We start from the raw sequence: 14,278 nt of genomic DNA, 5'->3' as shown, positions 1-14,278 counted from the left end.
CAGAAGGGCTGCCCGCGAGCAGCCCTTGCTTTATCGGAAGCATCGCAAAAAGCAATTCTCATGTGGATACCAACCGAGCAGCAAAGCTGCTATAAAAAGAGCCCGAAACAGTCAGGATCACAAGGATGTGTCATGTCTCCAAGGATGGAGGTGGTTGCGCGCCAACCACAGCTGGAAGTCGCCCTGATCAGCAGCCAGGGAGGGGGTTATCCTCGCCATACTCACGAGGAATATGTGCTCTCGGCAAACTTGAGCGGCCAGGAACGTATCTGGTTTGACGGCAAGGAGCAGGAGGTGGCGCCGGGCCAGGTGACGCTCTACAACCCGCTGACCATGCAGGCCTCCACCTTTGGGGAAGATACCCGCTTCATCAGCCTGCACCTGTCACAGGAGCGGGTGAAGAGTCTGCTGGATGAGGCGGGACTCCTGCCCGGCCAGTCGCCCCCCGCATTCATGGAGGGAGTACACCAGATCCCGGCGTTGTTCGACGCCATTCTGGATCTGCATCGACACCCCTCGGCCAATCAGCGGGAAGAAGCGCTGGTGCGCCTGCTCGCCGCCCTGCAACGCAGTAGCGACCCCACGCCGCGATTGCTGCAGGGGCGGCTGCCCCAACTGCTTGACTACATGCGCGACCACCTCAGCCAGGAGATCAGCCTGGATGACCTTTGCCAGGTGGCCTGCTGCTCCAAATTCCACCTGGTTCGCAGCTTTCAGCAGGCGCTGCACGTTCCGCCCATCCACTATTTCAACCAGTTGAGACTGATGGAGGCCCGTCGCCGCCTGCTGCAAGGAGAGAAGCCCTCCCAGATAGCGCTGGCGCTGGGCTTCTATGACCAGAGCCACATGAGCAATGCCTTTCGCCGCGTCATGGGGATCAGTCCGAGCCGCTACGGAGCCCCCGGCACAAACTCGACATAACCCTGATAGATCACATAACAGGCGAAATAGGCGAAGATCAGCGCTGACGCTAGGTAGGAGAAGCGCACCATCTTCTCCCCCAGCAACCGCCCGCCCTGATAGGCAAGGGTGCAGAGCACCAGGGCCCAGAAGATCCCCGCACTGAAGAAGCCGGAGAGGAAGAGCCCGGCATTCAGGGGATCCGCCCCCTGTCTCGCAATGATGGCGCCCCCCACGGCCGCGAACCAGAGGATGGCGGTCGGTGAGGAGAGCGCCAGTACCATGCCGCGGCCGAACAGGCGCCAGCGTCCCCCGGACTGCGCAACGCCATTCAACTCGCCATCCTGTGCCTGCAGCGCCGCGTAGCCCATCTTGATGGTCAACCAGATCAGGGTGACCGAACCAAAGATCCAGAGGCTCCAGCGCACCATTTCAAACTGCAACAGCACGGCCATGCCCGCCATGGCGAGCATGGCATAGATCAGATCCCCCACACAGGTTCCCACCCCGAGCCAGAAGCCGTGGGAAAAACCGCGAGACATGGCCAGGGTGATCATCGCCATGTTGGCCAGGCCTATGTCCAGACACAGGGAAAGACTCAACAGAAACCCATTGTAAAATGCCATGTCACACTTTCTCCCAGATGGTTTGATGGTAACGGTCACCCTCTCCCGACCTGGGCCCTGCTGCCCAAGACGCGGCCAACATCGAGCTCTTTTGACTCTCACCAGCCAGGCTCTCCGACAAGGCACCGAACAGCTGTCCAAGCTCGGGATCCTCTGCCCGCTGGGCCATCTCCGCGAGCAATATCATCAGGGATTCGCACAGACGGTTTTGCTGGGGGCGCGTTCCCTCAAGGTCTCCCTCCAGCTCACGCAGACTGGCAACCAGACTCAGCACGCGGCAGATATACTCCCGCAGCATGGCTGGGAGCGCAGGGGGCGGCATCAGCGTCAGCATATGGACAGAGTGCGTCGCCCTGGGGGGCCAAAATTCCATCTTCATCATTTACCTCCATGTAACATGAGGTCATATGACACCATTCGCGATGAATTTGTATTGGATAATATTGCCTTTTTATCCCAGCCAGACAACGGGAGTGCCAGCACCACCATGGGATTCAAGTCATAGAATGGAGGATAAAGAAGGCAGGTATAGCCTCATTATTTAAGGGCTGTCACCCTGGCTGGACATGTCGACCAAGGATGGGGCACCTCTTGTAACGATGAATAAATGCCTGCCAGAAAATGGCAAGGGCGCCTCCTTCGAGACGCCCCTGAGAACACATCCAGCAGCCAGTCGGGGTCAGCGCTCCATGATCTGGGTGATGTCATCTTTGTTGATCAACATCTCCCGCCCCTCTTCGTCGTAGTAGCGGTACATGCCCGTGTCTTCATCCAGCGTGGGCTTGCTGTCGGTGGTAATCATCTTCCCGTCCCGGGTGCTCATGATGTATTGAGAGCTGCACGCCATCAGCCCCAGCATGCACACCAGGACCATCATCAGTTGTTTCATCGCCCGCCTCTTCTCCCTCCTGCATCCTCAGGACGAGGATGTTTCTTGAAGCCTAGCTCAAGCGCCCTCACCCGAATGAGCGTCACCAAAATATGAGAACAGCGAGCTGAATCAGCGAGTTAACAGCGGGATGCGCCAGGATACCCAGATGAAAAAAGGCCGGACATGGGTCCGGCCTTCGAGTGGGCAACGCATTGGCGTTATCAGCCCTGTGGCTTGCGCTCACCTGTGACTGTGGGGTTCTTGGGGTCTGAGCTCCACTCGTACCAGCCGCCGTCGTAGACGCTGATCCGCTTCCAGTCCATCAGCCAGGCGTAGAAGAAGGCCTCGGAGGCGCGCCAGCCGGTACCGCAGTAGAAGGCGGCCTGCTGGGTGGGCGCTATGTCCCACTGGTCCCACATGGCGAGGATCTCGCGGGCCGGTTTCATGGTGCCGTCCGGGTTGTGGAAGTCGCTCATGCTGTTGGCATCCACGCCGCCGTGACCCCACTTGGCCCCTGGGATGTCGCCCTTGGGCTTGATGTAGCTGTAGCCGGAGGTATTGCCGACAAACTCGTCCCAGGTGCGCACGCTGACCAGGGCGCTATCGGGCTGCTTGAGCAGCTCTTTAGCCTGACTTAGCGTGGTGTAATACTCGGGGTGGGCCGGAATGGCCACGCCAAACTCCTTCACCGGCTCAAACTTGTTGGCCAGGCCGGTCTCGGTGCGCAGGTGCTGCACGAACCAGGCATCCAGGCCGCCGTCCAGCAGGCGTACGTCTTCCACCCCGGCATACATCATCAGGTGAGCGGCACGGGCCGCCGCCATGGTGTTGCGACCGTAGAGGATGACGGTGGTGTCGTGGCGGATGCCGTTCTCCAGCAGCAGCTGCTTAAGGGCTTCGTCAGACACCTTGTTCCACAGCGGCTCCTCTTCCAGGCGGTTGGTGTCGATGTAACCGGCCCCCGGGATGTGGCTCAGCAGATAAGCCTTGGGGGCACCCCAGTCGACTTCGAAGATCTTCCAGTCCCCCTTGGGGGCGGCGACCACCGGCTTGCCTGCCTGCAGATCGGCGAGCCAGAGCGGGTAGACCAGCTGCTGCCAGCGGGCCAGGTGCTCGCGCGGCGCGCTCTGCCAGCCCTGCAGCTCGAACAGTTGCTTGATGCCCTGTTGACGCAGCAGGCGGGCCACCTCGGCCACTTCCCGCGGGGCGCCGTAGAGGGCCACCGGCAGATCGGCCTTCAGCCCTTTGCTCGCGAGCGCCTTTGGCCACTCTTCATCACTGTATTTCCACTCGGCGGAGAGGTTCTCGGCGCCAGCCACGTGGCCCCCCTGCTTCTCGCCCGCCATGGGCCAGCCCTGGTAGAAGTAGCTGGGGCGGGTATCCAGGATCACGGCCTGCTTCGCCTTGGCATCGGCCAGGGAGAGAGGAGGCAGTTCGGCGGCCAGGGCGGGCCAGGCACACCAGAGCAGCAAGGCAGCCAGGCCGCTTCGCCACAGTCCAGTCATTCGTTTCATGATGTTGTCTCGATGCATAGTGAACAAAGTTAAAAAATGGAGCGGCCGAGGCGCTCGGCCAGCAGCTCCAGCGCCGCCGTGCCCGCCAGGGAGTTGCCCGCCTTGTTGAGTTCGGGGGACCAGACGCAGACCGTCAATTCACCGGGGATCAGCGCCATGATGCCACCCCCCACCCCGGACTTGCCCGGCATGCCGACCCGGTAGGCGAAGTCGCCAGCCTCGTCATAGAGGCCGCAGGTGGCGAGCAGGGCGTTGACCTGCTTGGTGGTACGGGCAGGCAGCAGCTGTGTATTTTCGCCGAGCGGCGCGCCGCGGTTGGCCAGGTAGATGAATGCCCGGGCCAGATCGACGCAGCTCATGCGGATGGCGCAGGCATTGAAGTAGCTCTGCAGCACCTTGTCCACCTCGTTCTCGAAGTTGCCGTAGGCCTTCATCAGGTAGGCGATGGCGGCGTTGCGGGCGGCGTGCTGATATTCGGAGCGGGCCACTACCTGGTCCGCCATGATGGCCGGATTACCGGAGAGGCGTCGCACCAGCTCCAGAGTGCGTTGGCGCGGGGCGGTGAGCCGGGTCTCCAGCAGATCGCTCACCACCAGGGCGCCGGCATTGATGAAGGGGTTGCGGGGAATGCCGTGCTCGAACTCGAGCTGCACCAGGGAGTTGAATGGCTGGCCGGAGGGCTCCTTGCCCACCCGGGCCCAGATCTCCTCCTCCTGATAGAGGGTGAGCGCCAGGGTCAGGCTCAAGGCCTTGGAGATGCTCTGGATGGAGAAGGGCTCGAAGGCGTCACCGGCGGTGAACAGCTCCCCCTCCACGGTGCAGACAGCGATCCCGAGTCTGTCCGCCGGCACCTGCGCCAGCGCGGGAATGTAATCGGCCACCTTGCCCTGCCCGAGCAGCGGGCGCACCTCTTCCAGGATGCTGGCCAGTAATTCGGATGACAACACCATCGACGATTCCATGACGTGAGACGAGGTGAGGCGAGGCTCACCGACAAAAATCCCGCCGGCGGCGGGATTTTCTATCTGCCCGAGAGGCAGTCAGATATCAGGCCGGCTCGCCGTACCAGAGATCGAACAGCTCGGTGACCACCACGGCCTCCATCCCCTTGCCTTCCAGCCAGGCTTTGACGACGGCGCGGTCCTCTTCGGTGCACTTGCCCAGTTGCTGGGTGCAGATCATCCCTTCCCAGGCCAGGTGGCCTGAACCGGCGAAGGCCAGCTTACGGGGTTCAACAACCTCATCGATCATCGCATCGACTACCGCATCGATGGTCTCTTCGGCAGTGCCGACCGGGAAGTTGAAACTGATGTCGAAACCCATTTCCTGGAATTCATCGACGCGCAGTTTCTTACGCAGACGGCGGCTACGATTGGCCATGATAGCTCCTCAAGTTAGTTGATACGCGAGTTGACGTGCCAGCTCAGCTGACACGCTTGAAAATCAGATCCCAGACGCCGTGGCCCAGACGATGGCCACGTTGTTCGAATTTGGTCAGCGGACGCCAGTCGGGACGGGGCACCCAGTTGCCGGTGGCGGAGGTGTTCTCGTACCCCTCGGCGGCGCTCATCACTTCCAGCATGTGCTCGGCATAGTTTTCCCAGTCGGTGGCCATGTGGAAGACGCCACCTATGGCGAGCTTCTGGCGGATGTCCTGGGCGAAGGCCGGCTGCACTATGCGGCGCTTGTGGTGACGGCTCTTGTGCCAGGGATCCGGGAAGAAGAGCTGCAGGCAGGCGAGCGAACCGTTCGGGATCATGTGCTCCAACACTTCCACCGCATCGTGGCAGATGACGCGCAGGTTGGTGACGCCCGCCTCCTGGGCGGTGCCGAGGCAGGCACCCACGCCAGGGGAGTGCACCTCTATGCCGATGAAGTTCTTCTCGGGGGCATTCCTGGCCATCTCCACCAGGGAGGCGCCCATGCCGAAGCCGATTTCCAGCACCACTGGAGCCTCGCGGCCAAACAGCGCCACCATGTCGAGGGGCTGTGGTGCGAAATCTATGCCCATGACCGGCCAGAGCTCTTCCAGGGCCTTCTCCTGCCCTTTGGTCAGGCGGCCTTCGCGACGGACGAAGCTGCGGATCTTGCGCATGAACTTGCCGTCTTCGTTAAATACATCTTGGGTCACAGGCATAATTGTCTCGTTATTTCATCAATCCGGGTAACAGAACCGGGGTCAATCCGGGTTTAGGCCGACCTGGGTGGTTCGTTATTTCATCAATCGGCAAAAACAGGGGAGCGAATTATCCCAAGATAGGCCCAAGGCGCAAGTGTTTCGCAAAACAAATCCCCCCTGACTGACCAATTCCGCCACTGCGGTTGACAAATGCCACCCCCTTCACAGAATCTGCGGGGCGTCAGGTGCATCCTGACGCGGAAAAATAAAACCATACACAACAAAGGATTGCAGTATGAAAAAAGCCCTTTTGACCCTCGCCATCTCGGCCCTGCTGGCCGGGTGCAACCCCTCGGACAATGACTCCCAGCCCCCCGCCCCTGCCACCCAGGCCTATGAATATCTGGTGCAGCTGAGCTCGAGTGCCGAGGGAATAGGTGCCAGACCCACGGGCACCGAGGCCGAGACCCGCGCCGCCGCCTGGATCCAGGACCATCTGACCGGCTGGGGCTACGAGGTGCAGAACCAGCCCTTCACCTACACCCGAAGCGGCACCGAGAAGCACTCCCAGAACCTGGTCGCCGAGCTCAAGGGCCAGAGTGACAAGGTGATCCTCATCGGTGCCCACTACGACAGCACAGGCGAGAAGAAGGGCTCCGAAGGTGCCACCGACAACGGCGCCGGTGTCGCGGCCCTGCTGGCGGTCGCCGAGGCGCTCAAGGATCAAACCCTGCCCTACACGGTGCGCTTCGCCTTCTTCGGGGCTGAGGAGAACGGACTCAACGGCTCCAAGGCCTATGCCGCCAGCCTGGATGCCGACGCCGTCGCCAAGCTGCTGGCCATGGTGAACTACGACACCATAGCCGGGGGCGATATCGTCTATGTCCACTCCGCCCATTCGGACGTGGCCGAGTACAACTGCGCAGAGCCGAGCCGCTACAGCTTCGATCCCAAGGTGCGCGACCGCCTGCTGGCCATCTCCAAGCAGAGCGCCACCCCGTTCGCCATTCACCCCAGCTACGGCGGCTACCCGGAAGGGGAGACCGGCAGTTGGTCGGATCATGCGCCTTTTGCCTGCCTGGGGGTGCCCATCGCCTACGTGGAAGCCACCAACTTCACCATCAACGGGGAAGATGGCTATGACGGCTACTCCCAGAGCACCAACCCGGCGCTGTGGGACTGCTACGACGAGGCCAGCAAGAGCGCCTGCGATCGGGACAGCGAGACCCAGTGGGGCAAGATCTGGCACACAGAGCACGACCGCCTCGACAAGATGGCCGAACTGTTCCCGGGCCGGGTCCAGCAGCAACTCGGTGCCAACACGGATCTGATGATCAGTTTCCTGAAAGAACCCGGGCTCTGAGCACCAAGCTGATGATCTGCGTCTTCAGGCTGACAGAACCCGGGCTCCAGGCTCAGGGCAGATGAACACCTGACAGGGGTTTTTGCGCCCCCGGCCAGGGTAGAGACGATAAAATTCGGGCAGGTGCCAAACCTGCCCTTTTTTATGGATTTTTGTGACAGCCATTGCCTCATTTCTGAAATCTGATACAAACGGATAACCTGGCGGTTGAATGGAGCGACCGCCACCTAGTCAGAGAGAACCCTATGCAGCCGTTTTTTGCCCAGCGCTTCGAGAAGGTCGAGCCTTCCTTTATCCGTGAAATCCTCAAAGTCGCCGCCAATCCGGAGATCATCTCCTTCGCTGGCGGTCTGCCCAATCCCCACCTGTTCCCGGTCAAGGCCATAGAGCAAGCCTGCCAAGACGTGCTGCGCGAGCAGGGCACCGCGGCGCTGCAATACGCCACCACCGAAGGGTTCGCCCCGCTGCGCCAGTACATCGCCGATCGCTACCAGAGTCGCCACGGCATGGAGGTCAACCCGGACAACATCCTGATCACCAGCGGCTCCCAGCAGGCGCTGGATCTGCTGGGCAAGGTGCTGGTGAACGAAGGGCAGGATCTCATCATCGAAGAGCCGGGCTACCTGGGTGCCATCCAGGCGTTCTCCGTCTATCAACCGAATTTCAAGCCCATCACCCTGGGGGAAGAGGGACTGGATCTGGCCGCGCTGGATGCGCTGCTGGAGCAGGGTTCCAGCGCCAGGCTGCTGTACGGCGTGCCGAACTTCCAGAACCCGAGCGGGGTCTCCTACAGCCGTGCCAACCGCGAAGCGCTGGCCGAGCGCCTGGTACGCCACGATCTGCTGATGGTGGAAGACGACCCCTATGGCGAGCTGCGCTTCGAAGGGGAACACCTGCCCCCCATCGCCAAGCTGGCGCCGGACAATACAGTGCTGCTCGGCTCCTTCTCCAAGACGGTAGTGCCCGCCTTCCGTCTGGGCTGGATGCTGGTGCCGGACTGGCTGCGCAAGAAGGTCACCATCGCCAAGCAGGCCACGGATCTGCACAGCAACGCCTTCAGCCAGCAGGTGCTGCACCGCTTCCTGACCGATCACTCGCTCGACGCTCATCTGGAGAAGATCAAGGAGGTCTATGGCCGCCAGCGGGCCGCCATGGAGGCCGCCCTGAGCCGTCACTGCCCGCCCGGCGTCAGCTACACCCGCCCCGAGGGGGGCATGTTCCTCTGGCTGACCCTGCCGCCCAGCATCAGTGCCATGGCCCTGTTCGACGAGGCGATCAAGGAGAAGGTCGCCTTCGTGCCCGGCGCCCCCTTCTATGTGCGCCCCGAGATCCAGAACACCCTGCGCCTGAGCTTCTCCTGTGTGGATGAGGCCACCACGGAAGAGGGCATCAAGCGCCTCTGCCGCGCCCTGTCCCGCATGCTCTGAGCCCTCCGGGGATGAAAAAAAACCAGCGACCTGGGTCGCTGGTTTTTTTATGCCTCGCCGTCAGCCCCAGTGAGCGGGCGGCAAGCCATTGGAGCCGAGCGCCTTGGCGCGGCCCCCTCAGGCTGACGGCGACGTCTGGGTGGGCAGCAGGCTGGCAAAGGCCGTCATCGGCATGGGCCTGCCATAGAAGTAGCCCTGCAGGAAGCTCACCTGGCGCTCCTTCAGGTAATCGGCCTGCACCTGGTTCTCCACCCCTTCCGCCACCAGCAGCAAACCGAGCCGGGTCGCCAGATCGATGACGTTCTCGACTATGTGGCTGGAGAGCGCATCCGAGCCAATCATGCCGACGAAGCTCTTGTCTATCTTGAGGAAGTCCACCTGGAAGGCCTGCAGATAGGTCAGGCTGGAGTGGCCTGTGCCGAAGTCGTCGATGGCGATGAAGACCCCGAGCTGATGCAGTTCGGCAAACAGCCGATCCGTCGTCTCGTCCGCCACTATCAGCTCCCTTTCGGTCAACTCCAGCACCAGCTTGATGGGGTTCCCCCGGAAGGCGCCGATAAAGTCCCGACAATCGTCCAGCAGGCTCAAATCCTTGCAGTGGCTGGCGCTGATGTTGAAACCGAAGTGGAACCCCTTCGGCAGCTGGTCCGCCAGGGGGGCAAAGGCCTCCCGCACCTGGGCCATCAGCAGCCGGGTCATGGGGACTATGAGGCCGCTGTCTTCCGCCAGCGGAATGAAGCGATCCGGCGAGATCATGCCCTGACGGGGATGCTGCCAGCGCATCAGCACCTCGCAGCCGCTCCAGTGTGCATCCTCCCCCGTCACCACGGGTTGCAGATAGGGGATGAACTCCTGCTGATCCAGCGCCCGCTTCAGCTCCTGGGTCGGGGAGGTCGAGCGCCCCGTCAGCCAGAAGATCCCCACCCCGAACAGCACGCTCAGCAGGGGATAGACTATGATGCCGACCTTGGAGTAGTCCCAGATGTGGGCCCTGTACTCATCGACCGATACCCGGGTCACCACCTTGAACGGATACTTGCCGGAGGCCTCCTCCAGATAGCCCTGGCTGTCCGGCGGGATGAGGCGATCGGTGAGCTGGCTGTCCCGCTGCAGCATCTTCTGACCCACCACCAGCCCGAGGGGGGAGTTGCGGCTCAGCATGTCCAGAATGTTGAGCAGGTAGTAACCATCGACCCCCACCAGCACGCTGAAGGCGCCGATCTCCTCCCGGTAGACGATGAGGGGGCGATTCGGGGTGACGGGGTTGCCCTTCATCAGATCCAGCTTGCCACCCACGTAGTCGTTCAGGTGGATCTCCCCGCTGACCGGGCCATAGAGGGAGGTGCAGTAGATGGTCGTGCCCTCGGCCAGGTTGACGCTGCGCACATCCGGCACTGTCGCCACCTGATCCCGCAGCCCCTGAACCACCTCGAGGCAGGGCTTGTTCAAACTGCCGGCAAGGGCCGATGCCGCCTGCTGGGCGTTGTCCAGGGTGCGGTCAAACATCAGCCTGGCGTGTTGCAGCCGCTCCACCGCATCCTGCCGCACCCCGGTGGCGGTCTGCCAGGTGATGACGGCGAGCCCCAGCACCATGGGCAGCAGACCCGCCAGCAGGGCACAGACCAGCCGGACATAGAATTGACGCACCCTTAAACGACGAAATGGCATAACCGTCCTCATGGTAACGGCGAAAAAGCGGACAAGTTTACCCGCCACAGCCCGCTTGGCAAGCAATGATAATGCGCACAGGTGAAACCCGGGTGGCGCCCATTCTGGGAGGCAAGCCCCACTCCCCATCCAGATCCCATGCCTTGCGCCAGCGCAAGTCCCCTGGCGCAAGGCGCGCGAGGCGGCGCCATCATGAATTTATAATGCTCATAAAAACAGGATCTTGTCCATCCAGTGCCCAGCCTCTAGAGTAGAGCCAACAGCCGTCAGGGAGGCAGGACATGAAGATACTGATCACGGGGGGAACGGGCTTTATCGGCCGCCGCCTGGTGGCACACCTCAAGGTGCAACACGAGGTGGTGGTGCTGACCCGCCAGGGCAGCCGGGCCTATGAGCTGCTTGGCCATGATGTCACTCTGCTGGACAACCTGGACCGGCTGGACCACCTCAACGATGTTGACATCGTCATCAACCTGGCCGGGGAGCCCATCGCCAGTGGCCGCTGGAGCGAATCCCGCAAGCAGTTGCTGTGCAACAGCCGCTGGCTGCTGACCGAACAACTGGTGGATCTGGTCAAGCTCTCCAGCACGCCCCCCAGATTGCTGCTGAACGCCTCCGCCATCGGCTGGTATGGCCGCCAGGGGGATGAGCCCCTGGATGAGCGCTGCCACCATCCCCACGACGAGTTCACCCACCGCCTCTGCCAACGGTGGGAGCAGCTTGCCCTGCAGGCCCGCAGCCCCCAGACCCGGGTCTGCGTAGTGCGCATCGGCCTGGTACTCGGCACCGATGGGGGCGCCCTGCCCAGGATGCTGCCCCCCTATCGGCTGGGGCTCGGCGGCCCCATGGGCCCGGGCACCCAGATGATGAGCTGGATCCACGTGCAGGATCTGGTGCGGGCCATGCTGTTTCTCCTCGAGCACGACGAGTGCGAGGGGATCTTCAATGGCACGGCCCCGCAGCCGGTCAGCAATCGCCTGTTCAGCCAGACCCTGGCCAGGACACTGCATCGCCCCCATTTCTGCATGGTGCCGGCCCAGCTGCTTCGACTGCTGATGGGTGAGGCGGCCGATCTGCTGCTCACCGGACAGCACATACTGCCCGCACGCTTGCAGGAGGCGGGGTTCCACTTCACCTATCCGGCCCTCCCCGAGGCCCTAGGCAACCTGCTGCAGCCCCCGCGCTGAGATCCATAAAAAAGCGCCCGGCCAAGGCCGGGCGCTTTTTGAGAGAAGGGTGCTGGGTCGATTAGTCATCGAACGCTCGCGTAGCTGGCAACCAAGCATCAGCATCCCCGTTAGTCCGATTACGCCACTTCGTGGCTAATCGAACCTACAGCAACCCCTGCCCCAGTCCTCTTAGCCGGTCGCTCAGGGTGCCTGCCAGCAGCTGGCGGCGCATGCCCTGACCAGCCAGGGTCACCAGCAGGGCCCCCAGCAAGGGCAGGCCGGCCCAGATGGCCCAGTGGAACTGCCACTGGCCATCGAACCACCACCACTGCAGGCCAAAGGAGCAGAGCTCCACCACCATGGCGGCGCAGAGCCCCGCCAGGGCGCCACTGGCCACCAGCTCCCAGCGCAGCATCTTCTCCAGCAGTTCGCTGCCCGCCCCCAGGGTGCGCATCAAGAGCAGCTCGCGGCGCCGGGCGGCCATGCTGGCCTGGGTCTGGGTCAGCAGCACCAGCAGGGCGGCCACAGTCACCAGCCCCAGCATCAGCCCCAACGCCCGGCTCACCTGATCCGAAACCACAGTCAGCCGCCCAATCAGATCCTCCACATCGATGAGACTCACCGTGGGGTGACGACGGATAAGCTCCACCTCGGCACTGCGTCCCTCAGGCGGCAGGCGATAGCTGCCAAGCCAAGTCTGGGAGAAGGGGGCCAGCACGTCCGGCGAGAAGATCATGTAGAAGTTGGGTCTCATGTTGTCCCACTTGATGGACCTCAGGCTGGTCACCCTGGCCTCGAAGCTGCGCCCCTCTATGGTGAAGCTGAGAGCATCCCCCAGGGCGATGCCGAGCTGGCCCGCCAGCACCTCGTCGACGGAGACCTCCCCCTTGCCGCCGAGCCATTGGCCCGAGGTGACCTGGTTGTCGGGGGGCAGGGTCGCCGTGGTGGTGAAGTTGAGCTCGCGGTTCACCCCCTCCCGGGCCGCATCCTCACCCACCGCCTGACCGGCGATCCGGGTCAGACGCCCACGCACCATGGGATAGAAGTCCGAGGTGATGGCACCGGCCTTGTGCAAGTCCGCCAGTATGCCGTCGCGCTCCCCGTCGGCCACATTGACCAGGAAGCGGTTGGGGGCATCCTCGGGCAGACGGGCGGAAAAATCATCCAGCAGATCGACCCGCGCCGCCCACAGGAGCCCGAACAGCATGAGCGCCAGGGCAAAGCCCGCCAGCTGGAACAGGCCGCTGCCGCGCTCGCGGGAGAGGTGGCTGATGGCGAGGCGCAGGGCATGGGGCCCCTTGAGCCGACCACCGAGTCGCAGCAGCCCGGAGGCCAGCAGCGCCAGCAGCACCATCAGCAATCCCATGCCCCCGATGAGACCGAGCGCCAGCCTGGCATCGGCGGTAAAGCCCCAGACCAGAGCGAACAGACCGAGCAGGCCCACGGGCACCGTCAGCCAGGGGGGAATGCCCGCCTCCAGCTCCCGGCGCAGCACCCGCAGCGGCGGCACCTTGAGCAGGCGCAGGAAGGGGATGAAGGCCAGCAGCAGGGTGATGAAGAAGGCGACCGCCAGACCCAGGGCAAAGGGACGCCAGGAGGGCGGTGGCAGATCAGCTGGCAGCAGATCCCCCAGCAGTTGCAGCGTCAGCCACTGCATGGCGCTCCCCGCCACCAGGCCGATCAGGGCACCTATCAGGGTCAGGGAGGCGAGGAGGGTCCCCATCAGTTGCCAGAGGGTACGCCGCGACGCCCCCAGCGTCTTGAGCAGGGCCACCATGTTGGTCTGGCGCTCGGCGAAGTGACGCACCGCTATGCCCATGGCCAGGGCCCCCAGCAGCACGCCGGCCAGGGACGCCAGGCGGAAGAAGCGCTCGGCATTGGCCAGGGATTTGCCGACCTGAGAGCCCTGATCGTCGGGCTTGATCAGCTTCTGCCCGGCCGTGAGTCTGGACGTCAGCCAGCGCTCATAGCGGGCGATCCCCTCCCGGGGACCCTTGATGAGATAACGCCACTGCTGGCGGCTGCCCGGCAAGAGGGCGCCGGTCGCCTCGATATCGGCGCTGTGGATCAGCGCCCTTGGCGCCATCTGGAAGGGGCTGAAGCCCTGATCCGGCTCCTGGCCCAGCTCCCCCGCCACCTTCAATCTGGTGTTGCCGACCTCCAGCTCGTCCCCGAGTTTGGCGCCGAGCAACTGCATCACCCGGGCGGAGAGCCAGATCTCGCCGGGTGCAGGGGCGCGCTGGGGCATCAGCTCCAGCTTGCCATAGAAGGGGAAATCGCTCGGCACGGCGCGAATGGACGCCAGTTGCAGGCCGTCGCCGTGAAACAGCATGCTGTTGAAGCTGACCGTTGTCTGGACGAGGATCCCCTCCTGCTTCGCCTGGGCGAGCCAGGCCTCGGGCGCCGGGGTCGCGGAGCGCAGCACCCGATCCGCCCCGATAAAGTCCCGGCCCGAGGCCTTGAGCCCCGCATCCAGCCTGTCCGCCACCAGGGCCACGCTCAGCACGCAGGCCACGCTCAGGGCCAGCGCCAGCACGAACCAGCGCAGCTCGCCGCTGAACCCTTCCCGGCGCAGCAGCTTGAAACCCAGTCTCCATTGACTCATGACTTGCTCCCCATGC

The 14,278-nt window shown here is 63.2% G+C and carries 13 protein-coding genes; 4 read left to right on the top strand and 9 right to left on the bottom strand.

Annotated features, from left to right (window positions below; all coding sequences use genetic code 11):
• The first annotated feature begins 132 nt into the window (after positions 1 to 132).
• Positions 133 to 921 carry a helix-turn-helix domain-containing protein gene (locus tag OC537_RS00215; protein ID WP_262108314.1) on the top strand — a complete coding sequence of 263 codons (789 nt, stop codon included), beginning with the start codon at positions 133 to 135 and terminating at the stop codon, positions 919 to 921.
• Here the strand turns inward: OC537_RS00215 and OC537_RS00210 are convergent.
• From OC537_RS00210 to trmB, 7 genes are all read right to left on the bottom strand, one after another.
• Positions 891 to 1,502, bottom strand: a complete 612-nt coding sequence (locus OC537_RS00210) for a LysE family translocator (RefSeq protein ID WP_205597179.1) — start codon at positions 1,500 to 1,502, stop codon at positions 891 to 893. The two genes, OC537_RS00215 and OC537_RS00210, sit on opposite strands and share 31 nt — an antisense overlap.
• A gap of 25 nt (positions 1,503 to 1,527) precedes the next feature.
• On the bottom strand, positions 1,528 to 1,908 hold the full coding sequence (locus OC537_RS00205; protein ID WP_262108311.1) for a hypothetical protein: 381 nt from the start codon (positions 1,906 to 1,908) through the stop codon (positions 1,528 to 1,530).
• 297 nt (positions 1,909 to 2,205) lie between these two features.
• A complete protein-coding gene (locus tag OC537_RS00200; protein ID WP_234676507.1) occupies positions 2,206 to 2,415 on the bottom strand; it encodes a YgdI/YgdR family lipoprotein in 210 nt (69 codons plus the stop codon).
• A gap of 203 nt (positions 2,416 to 2,618) precedes the next feature.
• Entirely contained in the window at positions 2,619 to 3,902 is a 1,284-nt protein-coding gene (locus tag OC537_RS00195; RefSeq protein ID WP_410050460.1) for a rhodanese-like domain-containing protein, read from the bottom strand.
• Positions 3,903 to 3,940: 38 nt separating this feature from the next.
• A complete protein-coding gene (gene glsB / locus OC537_RS00190; protein WP_162627312.1) occupies positions 3,941 to 4,861 on the bottom strand; it encodes a glutaminase B in 921 nt (306 codons plus the stop codon).
• Positions 4,862 to 4,958: 97 nt separating this feature from the next.
• The gene (locus OC537_RS00185; RefSeq protein WP_106887723.1) at positions 4,959 to 5,291 is read right to left on the bottom strand and encodes a YggL family protein; all 333 of its coding nucleotides are present in this window, start codon (positions 5,289 to 5,291) and stop codon (positions 4,959 to 4,961) included.
• 43 nt (positions 5,292 to 5,334) lie between these two features.
• A complete protein-coding gene (gene trmB / locus OC537_RS00180; protein ID WP_163137212.1) occupies positions 5,335 to 6,048 on the bottom strand; it encodes a tRNA (guanosine(46)-N7)-methyltransferase TrmB in 714 nt (237 codons plus the stop codon).
• A 277-nt stretch (positions 6,049 to 6,325) separates the two neighbouring features.
• On the opposite strand from trmB, the gene OC537_RS00175 reads away from it, so the two are divergent.
• Together OC537_RS00175 and OC537_RS00170 are read left to right on the top strand one after the other, a co-directional pair.
• Positions 6,326 to 7,393, top strand: coding sequence for a M28 family metallopeptidase (locus tag OC537_RS00175; RefSeq protein ID WP_111911980.1), 1,068 nt, complete (start codon positions 6,326 to 6,328; stop codon positions 7,391 to 7,393).
• A gap of 245 nt (positions 7,394 to 7,638) precedes the next feature.
• Positions 7,639 to 8,820, top strand: coding sequence for a PLP-dependent aminotransferase family protein (locus OC537_RS00170; RefSeq protein ID WP_262108299.1), 1,182 nt, complete (start codon positions 7,639 to 7,641; stop codon positions 8,818 to 8,820).
• A 117-nt stretch (positions 8,821 to 8,937) separates the two neighbouring features.
• Here OC537_RS00170 and OC537_RS00165 read toward each other — a convergent pair whose 3' ends face one another.
• Complete coding sequence (locus OC537_RS00165) at positions 8,938 to 10,488, bottom strand: EAL domain-containing protein (protein ID WP_262108297.1); 1,551 nt, start codon at positions 10,486 to 10,488, stop codon at positions 8,938 to 8,940.
• 281 nt (positions 10,489 to 10,769) lie between these two features.
• On the opposite strand from OC537_RS00165, the gene OC537_RS00160 reads away from it, so the two are divergent.
• Positions 10,770 to 11,675, top strand: a complete 906-nt coding sequence (locus tag OC537_RS00160; protein WP_111911974.1) for a TIGR01777 family oxidoreductase — start codon at positions 10,770 to 10,772, stop codon at positions 11,673 to 11,675.
• A gap of 145 nt (positions 11,676 to 11,820) precedes the next feature.
• Here OC537_RS00160 and OC537_RS00155 read toward each other — a convergent pair whose 3' ends face one another.
• A complete protein-coding gene (locus tag OC537_RS00155; RefSeq protein ID WP_262108292.1) occupies positions 11,821 to 14,262 on the bottom strand; it encodes an ABC transporter permease in 2,442 nt (813 codons plus the stop codon).
• Between the last annotated feature and the right edge of the window lie 16 nt (positions 14,263 to 14,278).

Origin of the sequence: Aeromonas sp. Marseille-Q5825, from assembly GCF_946892685.1 — a bacterium.
GTDB classification, from domain to species: domain Bacteria; phylum Pseudomonadota; class Gammaproteobacteria; order Enterobacterales; family Aeromonadaceae; genus Aeromonas; species Aeromonas rivipollensis.
Note: the sequence above shows the minus strand (reverse complement) of the source record. Positions and strands in the feature narration are given on the sequence as shown.

Coding starts and splice junctions, on each gene's coding strand:
- OC537_RS00215 (WP_262108314.1), top strand. CDS start 133: ATGTCTCCAAGGATGGAGGTGGTTGCGCGCCAACCACAGCTGGAAGTC.
- OC537_RS00205 (WP_262108311.1), bottom strand. CDS start 1,908: ATGATGAAGATGGAATTTTGGCCCCCCAGGGCGACGCACTCTGTCCAT.
- OC537_RS00200 (WP_234676507.1), bottom strand. CDS start 2,415: ATGAAACAACTGATGATGGTCCTGGTGTGCATGCTGGGGCTGATGGCG.
- OC537_RS00195 (WP_410050460.1), bottom strand. CDS start 3,902: ATGACTGGACTGTGGCGAAGCGGCCTGGCTGCCTTGCTGCTCTGGTGT.
- glsB (WP_162627312.1), bottom strand. CDS start 4,861: ATGGTGTTGTCATCCGAATTACTGGCCAGCATCCTGGAAGAGGTGCGC.
- OC537_RS00185 (WP_106887723.1), bottom strand. CDS start 5,291: ATGGCCAATCGTAGCCGCCGTCTGCGTAAGAAACTGCGCGTCGATGAA.
- trmB (WP_163137212.1), bottom strand. CDS start 6,048: ATGCCTGTGACCCAAGATGTATTTAACGAAGACGGCAAGTTCATGCGC.
- OC537_RS00175 (WP_111911980.1), top strand. CDS start 6,326: ATGAAAAAAGCCCTTTTGACCCTCGCCATCTCGGCCCTGCTGGCCGGG.
- OC537_RS00170 (WP_262108299.1), top strand. CDS start 7,639: ATGCAGCCGTTTTTTGCCCAGCGCTTCGAGAAGGTCGAGCCTTCCTTT.
- OC537_RS00165 (WP_262108297.1), bottom strand. CDS start 10,488: ATGCCATTTCGTCGTTTAAGGGTGCGTCAATTCTATGTCCGGCTGGTC.
- OC537_RS00160 (WP_111911974.1), top strand. CDS start 10,770: ATGAAGATACTGATCACGGGGGGAACGGGCTTTATCGGCCGCCGCCTG.
- OC537_RS00155 (WP_262108292.1), bottom strand. CDS start 14,262: ATGAGTCAATGGAGACTGGGTTTCAAGCTGCTGCGCCGGGAAGGGTTC.